Raw genomic sequence first — 12,449 nt, forward strand, 5'->3', positions numbered from 1 at the left:
ATGGTTTCGGCCTTTGTCGTTCACGAGCTTTTCGGTCGATTGCGGCTAAGAATTCCCGAAAAGCGCAAGGATGGAGCGTATTTTGCTGAGCTAGCCGAACGTTTGTCGGAATGTCCAGGCGTTACGCGTGTGGAATCGAACGCGCTCACCGGCAGCGTCTTGCTGCTTCATACCGAGGAAACGACCGCGACCGATGTTGCAAGGTATGCCGAGCAGGCCGCTTTGTTTTCAGTTAAATGGCTATCTGCGACGCCCAGCCGCACGCTGGGCCAACAGGCTGCGAAAAGCCTCGATGCTTTTGGGCGCGGGCTTACCTCCGTGAGTGGCGGATTGGTGGACTTGCAGTCGATCTTTTTTCTTTTCTTGCTGGGGCTAGCCGTTTTTCAAGCAAAGCGTGGTCTGCTTTTGCCGCCAGCCGTCACATTGTTTTGGGAAGCGATCCGCGTGGTCGGCGCAGACAAAATGGGCAGGCGCTAGGCCAAGCTTACGCTGGCCCGTGTCGGACGCCCAGGTCGTTCGAGCGTATCGCGTCGCTAACACAAGCGTTGGTGCAATGGGCTCTTGCGAGGAAAGTGCATTTTCAAGAATTCCATTTGATCGCTTAGCACCCGGCGTCCTTGTAAATAGACATATTCCGCGTGTGTCGGTGTGAACGGGATGGCTAGGAGTTGCATTCCGGCTTGTTCGGGAGTGCGTCCGGCTTTATGGTTATTGCAGCGCTTGCATGCCGTTACGACATTATTCCAGGTGTCGGCTCCTCCTAGGCTGATCGGCGTGATGTGGTCGCGGGAAAGCTCGCTGTGGTGGAACCGGTTGCCGCAGTAGAGGCAGAGATTGTTGTCGCGGCGGAATAGGGCGGGATTGCTCAAAGGCGGAACGTAATCGGGATCGATACCGAAGCCGTTGTTGTGATGGTGCGTAGCGATGATCGAATTGACTTGGATCACGCTGCGGCGGCCGGTCTTGGCATTGATGCCCCCTCGCAGCGTATACAGATGGGTACCACAGCTATAGGCTACATCGCCTAGATGATAGAGCTTTGCTGCCTCCTGGTAGCCTATCCATTCTAAAGGCATGCCGGAGACATCGGTACGCAACACCTGTAGCTGATAAATCTCCATAGTTCCTCCATTGGTTGATTGTGGTCTTTCATTGCAATGTGATTAAACACTTGATTTCCGATGGTGTCGTGCGGCGACTTATGCACAGTGTATTCAATTTGCTTGTCAAGAAAAAATTTGAATCCGTTCTGCTGCGAATTGGTTTTTCTGAACCTTGGTAAGTCTTTGATTAATAAACAAAACTTAGGTTTGGTCAAATTTTTTACAATTTAATGAAAACCTAGTCTCCATGCAATTTTCGGCAGCATCCGGACAGCTATTCCACAAAGTTATCCACAGAAACTGTGGATAAGCAAGGTCTGCGTTTTAAGACTACGTGCGTCGAGGTTTCGATTTTACCCGGGTTTTGCAGCGTTTAGTCGAACATGACGATGATTCTGAAGATCGCTGTGCCGGTGCCTCTGCGCCGTTTGTTCGACTATCTTCCACCGCCTGCTTGTGATTTTGGACGTTTGAGATGCGGGGTACGAGTCGAGGTTCCATTCGGTCGTCGCCGGAAGATCGGCATCTTGATGGCAGTGTCGGAAGAGTCCGACATCGATCCCGGGCGTTTGAAAGCGGCTTGGGCGATACTCGATGACACGCCTTTGCTGACTGCGGAAGACCTTAGGCTGCTCAGCTGGGCGAGCCAGTACTATCACCATCCGATTGGGGAGGTGGTTGCGGCGGCGCTGACCGTTCTGTTGCGCAAGGGCAGCGCGGCTGAACTGGCCGATGAACGCTTCTTGCGCTTGGTTGCGGACGATCTTTCCGTTGCTGAGCAAGCATGCAAAAGAGCGCCGCGGCAAGCCGCATTGATCGAACTGCTGCGTGCGCACCCGAATGGTGTTCCCCATAGTCTTTTGAAAGAACTCGACTGGGATTGGCGCGGCGCGGCTGACGGACTCATTCGCAAAGGTCTGGCGTGCTGGTGTGAGTGCCCGGCTGGGCAAGAAAGGGATGACAGCGCTTTCGTGCCTCCCCCTTTTCAGCTCAATGCGGATCAACAGCATGCGATCGAATCGGTTCGGGGCGCCATGGGCGCATACGCCGCTTTTCTGCTAGAAGGCGTCACCGGCAGCGGCAAGACCGAAGTCTATCTGCAATTGACGCAGGAAGTCCTGGCGCGCGGCAAGCAGATCATGATTCTGTTGCCGGAAATCAATTTGACGCCGCAGCTGCAAGCGCGCTTTCGCAGCCGCTTTTCCGTTCCCGTCGCGATATTCCATTCCGGGCTCACCGAAACCGAACGTTGTCGCGCCTGGTTGCGGATGCAGCAGGGCGAGGTCGGTATCTTGCTGGGCACGCGTTCGGCTGTGTTCACGCCGATGAAATCGCCGGGAATGATCATTCTGGATGAAGAGCACGATACATCGTTCAAGCAGCAGGACGGGTTTCGTTTCTCAGCGCGCGATGTGGCCGTCATGCGGGCGCGGCTGCTCAACATTCCCGTCCTGTTGGGGTCGGCCACGCCTTCCTTGGAAAGCCTCTTTAACGTCTCGCAGGGGCGCTATCGTCACTTACGGCTTGCGCGTCGCGCCGGCGGAGCGGTCCAGCCCGTTTTTCGGCTGCTCGACATCCGCGGGCACCGTTTGCGGGAAGGGCTTTCGCCGGCGCTGATCGCGTATATCAGCGATACCTTGAGCCGAGGCGAGCAGGCGCTGTTGTTCGTTAATCGGCGCGGTTTCGCGCCGACCTTGATTTGTCACGACTGCGGATGGGTGGCCCGATGCCGCCGCTGCGATGCGAATCTGGTCGTTCATGCTGGTGACGGGCGTCTGCGTTGTCATCATTGCGGATTCGAACAGTCTTTGCCCGGCGTTTGTGCCGGCTGCAGTAGCGAGGATCTGCGCCCATTGGGGCTCGGGACCGAACGGGTGGAGAAGGCTTTGGCCGAGTTGTTTCCAGATGCGCGCGTGGCGCGTATCGACCGCGACAGCACCCGGCGCAAGGGGCGATTGGAAGCGATTCTGAACGATATTCGGGATGGCCGGGTGGATATTCTCGTCGGTACTCAGATGCTGGCTAAAGGACACCATTTTCCGCAGGTGACGCTGGTCGGTATCACCGATGTAGATGCCGGGCTCTACAGTACGGACTTTCGTTCCGAAGAACGGACGGCTCAGTTGATTACCCAAGTGGCGGGCCGCGCCGGCCGCGAAGATCGAATGGGGACCGTCGTGCTGCAGACTCGGCATCCCGGCCATCCCTTGCTTCAAGTGTTGATCAGGGACGGTTACTCCGGGTTCGCGAAAGCCTGTTCGGAGGAGCGTCGGGCGGCTCATCTGCCTCCTTTCTCCTATCAGGCGTTGTGGCGAGCAGAGGCATCGGATGCCGAGGCTCCGATGCGTTTCTTGGAGCGTGTGGCCGGGCTTGCGCGTGCTCGGTCAGTGGCCGATCTGGCGGTACTGGGGCCTGTTCCGGCGCCGATGGCACGCCGGGCGGGACGGCGGCGTTATCAGTTGCTGTTTCAGTCCTCCAAGCGAAAAGTGCTGCACGAGCTCATCGAGGCGCTGCTGCCAGTGATTTCGGAACTCGCCGAAGCCAGGCGAGTCCGTTGGTCTATAGACGTCGACCCTGTCGACCTTTATTGACGGCCGATCTCGATCATTGCCCAAGAAGGAAAAGTTTTCTTTCTGTGGAGCTCCGGTTAGGATGCGCACAAAAAGGTAACCGGCGCGCTCCGTCGTCGCGCAATATTTCTGCACCATTCAGCCAGCATGCGAGGAAGCTATGTTCCCACTACGAGACGAAAATCCGATTGTGAGACGACCTGTGGCGACGATGGTGATCATCGGCCTTAATATCGCCAGTTGGGTTTTTGTTCAAGGTTTGGGAAATGGGGAGCCGCTGGCGTGGTCCTTATGCAACTACGGCCTGATACCGGGCGAACTCTTCGATCTCGTGCCCACCGGAACTGTCATCCCGCTTGGCGAAAACCTAGGCTGCGAGCTGACCGGGAAAACATCCATTCTGACCCTGGTGACTCATATGTTTCTCCACGGCGGCTGGTTTCATATCGTCGGAAATCTTTGGTTTCTTTGGGTTTTCGGTGACAATGTCGAAGACGCCATGGGGCCTGTGCGGTTTCTTATTTTTTACTTGGCCTGCGGTCTGGTTGCCGCTTTTGCTCAAATTTTTAGCGATCCAGCCGCGGCCATACCTATGGTCGGTGCGTCCGGTGCGATCGGAGGCGTCATGGGCGCATACGCCAGGCTCTATCCCCACGCCAGAATCGTGACGCTGATTTTCCTCGGTTTCTATGTCACTACGGTGTCTTTGCCCGCCATCGCCATGCTGGGGTACTGGTTCTTCATCCAAATCGCAGGAGGACTCCCGGCCTTGCAGGAGGCCGGCGGCGGGGTGGCGTTTTGGGCCCATATTGGCGGATTCCTAGCGGGTCTGTTGCTGATCGGTCCGATGCACCGCCCGGATTATCTGGCCCAGCACCTCAGGCACGCGTCGGGACCCTATGGCCGCTACTGAGGGCTGTCCGTCGACGCGGTGCCGGGACCCGTTTCATGCCGGCTGGCGCCTTCGGAGCAAAGGCCGTATATCGACCAAGGCGACGATCAGAACATAAAACCCCAGGCACGCCGAGCCGACGATCCAGGAGGTCCAGCCGCACGACTCCACTAGATCTTTGTGTCCCGCGTACAGCAATAGTCCGATCAAGAGATAGCCTGCGACCTTGCCCACCGGATAAGGCACGGGGTAGTAATACTGGCCGAGTGCATAGGATATGATGGTCATCATTGCATAGCACGCCAGTGTCGCCCAGGCCGAACCGACATAGCCCAGGATCGGAATCCACCAGATGTTCAATCCTATGGTCAATGCCGCGCCGATTAGGGAGACCCAGGCGCCCATCAGGGTCCGGTCCGTCAGTTTGTACCAGATCGACAGATTGACGTAGATGCCGAGGAACAGATTGGCCAAAAGCAGGATGGGCACGACATGGAGTCCTTCCCGATATTCGGCACCGATGAAGTACTGGAACAGGTCGATGTACAAGGTCACGACCAAAAAGATGAATACGCAGAAGATCACGAAATAGTTCATGACCACGGCATAGGTATGCTTCGCGTCGGCCCGTCCGGCATAGGAGAAAAAGAAAGGTTCGCCGGCATACCGGAAGGCTTGTATGAAAAGAGTCATCAGGATCGACAGCTTGTAGCACGCGCCATAGATGCCCAGCATGCGCAGATTGGTTGCGGGGTCGTAGGGCAGCAGGAATTTCAAGATGGCGCGGTCGAGCATTTCGTTGACCATTCCCGCAAAGCCGATGATGACCATGGGCAGCGAATAAGCCAGCAAGCGTTTCAAGAGTCGAAAATCGAGTCCGTACCGAAGCGCTTTGAGTTGGGGTAGGAGCAGCAAGAGTTTGAACGCGCTGGCTGCAAGATTGGCCAGGAAGATATAGCCTACGCCGATGGCCGGGTCGTAAAGACGCGCTATCGGCGAGTTCGGCCACACTTCCGCGGCTTTTTTGCAATAAACCAGGAAGAATAGATTCAGCCCTATGGCGAGAACGATTTCGATCAGTTTGATGCCGGCGAAACGCCATGCCCGGTTTTCCGCGCGTAATCTGGCGAACGGCAGGGCCGCGATCGAATCGAGAGCCAGAATCGCGCCGAACCATACCAGGTACTCTGGATGTTCCGAATAGCGGAGCAGCGCGGCGAGCGGTTCAAGAAAGATGAGGATGCCGGATACGAACGCCAGGTTTGCCAATATCAAGAACGCAAGCGCCGTCGAATACACGGTATCCGAGCGCAGCTCTTCACGATTGCTGAAACGGAAATAGCCCGTTTCCAGGCCGAAGACCAGGAGTACGGCGAAGAAGCCGGCATAGGCATAAAGCTCCGAGACGATGCCGTACTCCCGTGCTGGAAACGTATAGGTATAAAGAGGAACCAGCAGATAATTGAGGAATCTGCCAATGATGCTGCTTAGGCCGTAGACGGCGGTTTGCGAAGCGAGCTTGCGGAGCGGGTTCAAAAGCTGACGTGCCGGCGATGTTGGGAGGCCGTCATTTTATGGCGAGTCCAAGGCGAGGCCAAAATCCCATACCACGATTTTCCGGTAGGTCCTGCCGCATGAGGGGCTATTAACCCGGTAAATTAGGCTGGGTTAATCCGGGGCAGGGATCCCCCGGCGCGGCAACAAGCCGCGCGGGCACAGGCCGGGCGTGTACTGGCCTAGGCGACCGCCCGTAAGTATTAGGAGGGTTTTTATGGGCCTGGTTAATAGTTTCGTGGGCGGCCGTGTCGGTGCGTGTTGGTCTTTCGCACGAATTCACCAAATTGTGAGGACTTGAGCTTGTCGAAAATAAATATGGTTCGCGCTTGAGTAACGAAATCGACGATGAAGGCCGAAATCGCCGGCCTCATTTCTCTTTCTCTTGAGTTCATCAGTTAACAAAACAGGGGAGATAGCCCATGGCGTCATTCATCACGGAAAATCCTCTCGGGGCCGACGAACTACAAAAGCTCGATGCCTATTGGCGGGCATGTAATTACCTTGCGGTCGGGATGATTTATCTGAAGGACAATCCCCTGCTGAGGGAGCCTTTGAAGCTCGATCATGTCAAGAAGCGCTTGCTCGGCCATTGGGGTTCCAGTCCGGGCTTGAGTTTCGCCTATGTTCATCTCAACCGGCTCATCAACAAGTACGACCTCAACGCGATTTTTATCGCTGGTCCAGGTCACGGCGCGCCGGGCGTGCTGGCCCCGGTTTATCTCGAGGGCACGTATTCCGAGATCTATCCGAATAAAAATGAGGACGAGGACGGGATGCGTCTGTTCTTCAGGGAATTCTCGTTTCCGGGGGGCATCGGCAGCCACTGCACGCCGGAAACTCCCGGATCGATTCATGAAGGCGGGGAATTAGGCTACAGTCTGTCGCATGCCTTCGGTGCGGCATTCGACAATCCCGATCTCTTGGTTGCCGTCGTGGTCGGTGACGGCGAGGCCGAAACCGGCGCGCTTGCGGCCTCCTGGCATTCGAATAAATTCCTCAATCCGGTTCGGGACGGTGCCGTACTGCCCATCCTCCATCTCAACGGGTACAAAATCAACAACCCGACAGTTCTGGCGCGTATTTCGCACGAGGAGCTGGAACGGCTGTTTGAGGGATATGGATGGACGCCCTATTTTGTTGAAGGCAGCGATCCCGAGACCATGCATCAAGCGATGGCCGCGACTTTGGAACACTGCGTGCTCGAAATCGGCCGCATTCAAAAGGAAGCCCGTGAAGCCGGCAACCTGACACGGCCTCGGTGGCCCATGATTGTGTTACGCAGTCCGAAGGGATGGACCGGTCCCAAGGAGGTCGACGGCCACAAAATAGAAGGTTTCTGGCGTTCGCACCAAGTGCCGCTCGCTGGTGTCGGGCAGAATCCAGAGCATCTCAGGATGCTCGAAGACTGGATGCGAAGCTATGAACCCGAGAAATTGTTCGACGCCAACGGCCGCCTCGTTCCCGAATTGAAAGCTCTGGCTCCCAAAGGGAATCGGCGCATGAGCGCCAATCCGCACGCCAACGGCGGTTTGCTCCGGAAAGCTCTGCGAATGCCCGATTTTCGGGATTATGCCGTCGATGTGCCGAAGCCCGCTACCGTGGAGTCGGAGAATACGCGACCACTCGGGCGGTTTTTGCGGGACATATTGAGACTGAATCCTGGTAACTTCCGTGTATTCGGCCCGGACGAAACGACTTCGAACAAACTGGACGACGTGTACGCGGCCAGCAAAAAAACGTGGATGGCCGACTACTTGCCGGAGGACGCTGATGGCGGCGAGCTGTCGCCGGACGGACGTATCATGGAGCTATTGTCCGAGCATACGTTGGAGGGATGGCTCGAAGGCTATCTGCTTACGGGGCGTCATGGATTCTTCTCCACCTACGAGGCGTTCGTCCATATCATCGACTCCATGTTCAACCAGTTCGCCAAATGGCTGGATATTGCCAACGACATCCCCTGGCGCGCCCCCGTCTCGTCCCTCAACCTGCTAATTACCTCGACCGTTTGGCGACAGGACCATAACGGCTTCACCCACCAGGATCCAGGATTCCTAGATGTTGTGGTCAATAAGAGTCCCGAGGTGACCCGTATTTATCTGCCGCCGGATAGCAACACGCTTCTGTGCGTGGCTGATCATTGCCTCAGGAGTACCTACAACATCAATGTCATCGTTTCGGACAAGCAGAAACATCTGCAGTACTTGGATATGGATGCCGCTATAAAGCATTGCACCAAAGGAATCGGCATTTGGGACTGGGCAAGCAACGATCAAGGCTCCGAGCCTGATGTGGTCATGGTGGGATGCGGTGACATACCGACGAGAGAAGCGCTGGCCGCCGTCACGCTTCTGCGGGAGTATTTCCCGACATTGAAGATCCGTTTTATCAATGTGGTCGATTTGTTCAAGCTGCAACCTGCCAGCGAGCATCCCCACGGCTTGAATGACCGCGATTTCGACAGCCTGTTCACCGTGGATAAGCCGATTATTTTTAACTTTCATGGGTATCCGTGGCTGATCCATCGCCTCGCTTACCGGCGGACCAACCATAAGAATCTGCACGTGCGCGGCTACAAAGAGAAAGGAAATATCAATACTCCGTTGGAGTTAGCGATCGAGAACGAAATCGACCGCTTCAGTCTCGCGATCGACGTGATCAATCGCGTACCGGGACTGCTGGTGGCAGGCGCTCACGTCAAGGAGAAGCTTCGCGATATGCAGATCGAATGCAGCAATTACGCGTACGAGCACGGCGTGGACAAGCCAGAGTTCGCCAATTGGACCTGGCCTTATTGAACGAGCGACGGCGAGGCGGCCCGTAAGGGATTTCGCCGATTTAGGCGTACACCACGGCTGAGCGTTCATGCACAGGAAGGTCTTGGTCCTCAATTCCGGCAGTTCGTCCGTAAAGTATCGGTTGTTTGATCTGGACGTCGAGCGCGTGCTCGTGTCGGGCGTGATCGAACGGATCGGTGAGTCTTCCGTTGGTCCGCCTGACGGGAATGGCGAAGAAAGCTTCGCTGATCACCGGCAAGCCATTGCCGAAGTGATGCGCAAGCTTCGCGAGTCGGGCGAGTTGTTGGATTCGAACGAGCTTTACGCCATCGGCCACCGCGTAGTGCATGGCGGAGAGATCTTCCGCTCCGCCGTCATCGTCGACGATGCGGTCATAGAAGCTATTCGGGCGGCTTTTCCTCTTGCGCCCCTCCAGAATCCACCGAATTTGCTGGGAATCGAAGTTTGCCGGGAGCTTTGGCCCGGCGTGCCCCAGGTTGCCGTTTTTGACACGGCTTTTCACTTATCCATGCCGCCCCATGCCTATCGCTACGCCCTGCCCGACACGTTCTATCGGGATCATGGTATCCGCCGGTATGGATTTCACGGAACATCCTTCGCATACGTCGCGAAGCGAGCCGCCGCTTATCTCGGGCGACCGCTCGAGTCGTGCAATTTCATTGCATTGCACCTCGGTAACGGCGCGAGCGCCGTCGCCATCAAGCGCGGCCGCAGCGTGGATACATCGATGGGCATGACGCCTTTGGCCGGCCTAATTATGGGTACTCGCTGCGGTGATATCGACCCCGGCGTCCTGCTCTATTTAATAAACTCTGGCATTTGCTCGACGGCCGATCTGGACTGGCTCTTGAGCCGCAATTCGGGGCTCAAGGGGTTGGTCGGGGCGAACGATATGCGTGAAATTCTGCGGCTCGCCGCGGCAGGTGATGGAGACGCTTGTTTGGCCGTCGAAATGTATTGTTACGCGATTAAGAAATACATCGGTGGCTACTTGGCAATCCTCGGCAACATTGATGCATTGATCTTCACCGCCGGCATCGGCGAGCACGCAGCGCCGATCCGTTATAAGGTTTGCTCTGGTCTCGAGCCTTGCGGAATCGCGATCGATATACGGAAAAATGCCGTAGATCCGAACGAGACAGCAGAGCTGCAAGCCGTCCACAGTCGGACCAAAATTCTGATCGTGCCAACCGATGAGGAGTTGGAGATCGCGCGCGAGGCCGCCGCAGTCATGGATGCCCGCGTTGCTGGATTCAACGGATAGGCCCGAAAGAAAACCGGCTCGGTGCGTCAATGGAGGTGGGGCAGCTGAGCTCACTTTAAAGCCACGTCGGCCTTGCTAACGAAGCGCTGTAAGTCCTGTCTCTGGGGAAGGGGTGAATGAGGCATATCTTATCAGTTGCCCCAGGTCGCTTCTCTGAATCGCAGACTTCATCATCGCTTTCCTTAAAGATTCTCTCCGGACCAGGCGTCTTTTGTCCTGGCCCCAAGTACTTCGATTCCTGTTCCTACGCTTGTCTCACCGAGGTTTCTCACAGCCTCAAATTTCTCCGCGAAAAAATGCTTAGAAATCGCCGAAAACCCTTTGATGTTTGCCTTGACAAGGTATGAATGAGTGATAGACTGCAACGCACCCCGGGAGTGGGGCAAATTGTCGCAGGGGGTAATAAGACTCGCGGCGAGGATAAAGAAGACAAGCAGGGAAGCGAGTTGAGGTGGCGATGCGGAGACGCATCGCGAGTATGACTTAAATTGGAGGTAAACCTATGGCTGCAACAACTGTTGGTGGAGTAGAGGCGCAAGACAAGCCTCTGTTGGATGTGAAGTGGCTGACCTTTGCGTTTCTGCTGTACACGGTCTTTTATCTGTGGGTTCGGTGGTATGAAGGGGTCTATGGCTGGTCGGCTGGTCTGGACTCGTTTGCACCGGAATTCGAGACGTACTGGATGAACTTCCTGTACACGGAGATCGTGTTGGAAGTGGTGACGGCCTCGATTCTGTGGGGCTATCTGTGGAAGACGCGTGACCGCAACATGGCGGCACTGGCTCCGCGGGAAGAACTGCGCCGGAACATGACGCACCTGATTTGGCTGTTTGCGTATGCATGGGCCATTTACTGGGGTGCGAGCTACTTCACCGAGCAGGATGGCACCTGGCACCAGACGATTGTTCGCGATACGGACTTCACGCCGTCGCACATTATTGAGTTCTACTTGAGCTACCCGATCTACATCATCACGGGTGGTGGTGCGTTCTTGTATGCGCACACCCGCCTGCCGTACTTCCAGACGACGACCAAAGGTTTGTCGCTGGCGTACCTGATTTTGTGGACGGGTCCGTTCATGATTCTGCCGAACGTCGGTCTGAACGAGTGGGGTCACACCTTCTGGTTTATGGAAGAGCTGTTCGTAGCGCCCTTGCACTACGGCTTCGTGATCTTCGGCTGGCTGGCATTGGCGATCATGGGCGTGCTGTTGCAGATCTTTGCTAGCGTCTCGAACCTGATGGGCAAAGAGATCTGCGAAGCGGTGGATCAAGGCCTGATCGCGAAATAAGTTTGGGAAGGGTTGCGGCGGCCGGCGTTGAGAGAGATCTTGGCGCGGGTCGCTGCGGCCGGCAGAGGACGTGGCGATGGTTGTCCGAGATCGGGCGGTCATCGAGAACGACAATAAATGAACTTTTGGAGGTAACTCATGAGCGCACTTCAATCTGCGGTTCGGTCTCATGCCGAAGCAGTGCAAGTCTCCAGGACGATTGACTACCTGGGGCTTTTCATTTTCTTCTTTGTGGTGTGTGGTTCGTATCACATCCACGCGATGTTGACGATGGGTGACTGGGACTTCTGGGCGGACTGGAAGGACCGTCGTCTGTGGGTGACGGTGACGCCGATTGTGTTGATCACGTTCCCGGCGGCGATTCAGGCGTGGGCCTGGGAGAAGTTCCGGAATCCGTGGGGCGCGACGATTGCGGTATTGGCGCTGCTGTTTGGTGAATGGGTCAACCGTTACTTCAACTTCTGGGGTTGGACCTACTTCCCGATCAACTTTGTTTTCCCGGCGCTGTTGGTTCCGGGTGCGATTTTGCTGGACACCTTCCTGATGCTGTCGGGCAGCTATCTGTTCACGGCGATTGTGGGCGGTTTGGCTTGGGGTTTGATTTTCTACCCGAGTAACTGGCCGATGATTGCCCCGCTGCACGTGCCGGTGGAATACAACGGGATGCTGATGTCGATTGCCGACATTCAGGGTTACCACTATGTCCGTACGGGTACCCCCGAGTACATCCGTATGGTTGAAAAAGGTACCCTGAGAACCTTCGGTAAAGACGTAGCGCCGGTGTCGGCGTTCTTCTCGGCCTTCATGTCCATTCTGATTTACTTCATGTGGCACTTTGTGGGCCGTTGGTTCTCGACCGTTCGGTTCTTGAAGCAGACCTAATTGGGCCGAAACGGAACGTACAAGCGAAAAGCACCGTTCTCGGGAGCGCGCGTAAGGGTGGGCTCTGGAGGACGGGGATAACAGAACAGACT

9 protein-coding genes are annotated in these 12,449 nt (G+C 56.1%); 7 read left to right on the forward strand and 2 right to left on the reverse strand.

Annotated elements, in window-relative coordinates; all coding sequences use genetic code 11:
- Positions 1-477 carry an HMA2 domain-containing protein gene (locus QEN43_RS13675; protein WP_026611006.1) on the forward strand — a complete coding sequence of 159 codons (477 nt, stop codon included), beginning with the start codon at positions 1-3 and terminating at the stop codon, positions 475-477.
- A 56-nt stretch (positions 478-533) separates the two neighbouring features.
- On the opposite strand, the gene QEN43_RS13680 is transcribed toward QEN43_RS13675, so the two are convergent.
- Positions 534-1,121, reverse strand: a complete 588-nt coding sequence (locus tag QEN43_RS13680; RefSeq protein WP_026611005.1) for an HNH endonuclease — start codon at positions 1,119-1,121, stop codon at positions 534-536.
- 371 nt (positions 1,122-1,492) lie between these two features.
- Between QEN43_RS13680 and QEN43_RS13685 the strand changes: the two genes are divergently transcribed.
- Positions 1,493-3,694 carry a primosomal protein N' gene (locus tag QEN43_RS13685; RefSeq protein WP_317963312.1) on the forward strand — a complete coding sequence of 734 codons (2,202 nt, stop codon included), beginning with the start codon at positions 1,493-1,495 and terminating at the stop codon, positions 3,692-3,694.
- A 169-nt stretch (positions 3,695-3,863) separates the two neighbouring features.
- Positions 3,864-4,586: a rhomboid family intramembrane serine protease gene (locus tag QEN43_RS13690; protein WP_235726642.1), complete on the forward strand. Its 723-nt coding sequence runs from the start codon at positions 3,864-3,866 to the stop codon at positions 4,584-4,586.
- Between the two features lie 33 nt (positions 4,587-4,619).
- Here the strand turns inward: QEN43_RS13690 and QEN43_RS13695 are convergent, their stop codons facing one another.
- On the reverse strand, positions 4,620-6,101 hold the full coding sequence (locus tag QEN43_RS13695) for a lipopolysaccharide biosynthesis protein (RefSeq protein WP_026611002.1): 1,482 nt from the start codon (positions 6,099-6,101) through the stop codon (positions 4,620-4,622).
- A gap of 440 nt (positions 6,102-6,541) precedes the next feature.
- Between QEN43_RS13695 and QEN43_RS13700 the strand changes: the two genes are divergently transcribed.
- The 4 genes from QEN43_RS13700 to amoA all read left to right on the forward strand — a co-directional run bounded on the left by QEN43_RS13700 (position 6,542) and on the right by amoA (position 12,357).
- The gene (locus QEN43_RS13700) at positions 6,542-8,920 is read left to right on the forward strand and encodes a phosphoketolase family protein (RefSeq protein ID WP_026611001.1); all 2,379 of its coding nucleotides are present in this window, start codon (positions 6,542-6,544) and stop codon (positions 8,918-8,920) included.
- A 67-nt stretch (positions 8,921-8,987) separates the two neighbouring features.
- Positions 8,988-10,184 carry an acetate/propionate family kinase gene (locus QEN43_RS13705; protein ID WP_317963313.1) on the forward strand — a complete coding sequence of 399 codons (1,197 nt, stop codon included), beginning with the start codon at positions 8,988-8,990 and terminating at the stop codon, positions 10,182-10,184.
- A gap of 502 nt (positions 10,185-10,686) precedes the next feature.
- On the forward strand, positions 10,687-11,475 hold the full coding sequence (gene amoC, locus QEN43_RS13710) for a bacterial ammonia monooxygenase, subunit AmoC (protein ID WP_026609850.1): 789 nt from the start codon (positions 10,687-10,689) through the stop codon (positions 11,473-11,475).
- A 138-nt stretch (positions 11,476-11,613) separates the two neighbouring features.
- A complete protein-coding gene (amoA, locus tag QEN43_RS13715) occupies positions 11,614-12,357 on the forward strand; it encodes a bacterial ammonia monooxygenase, subunit AmoA (RefSeq protein ID WP_026609851.1) in 744 nt (247 codons plus the stop codon).
- Positions 12,358-12,449: the final 92 nt, after the last annotated feature.

The sequence above is a fragment of the Methylocaldum szegediense genome, assembly GCF_949769195.1.
Taxonomy (GTDB): domain Bacteria; phylum Pseudomonadota; class Gammaproteobacteria; order Methylococcales; family Methylococcaceae; genus Methylocaldum; species Methylocaldum szegediense.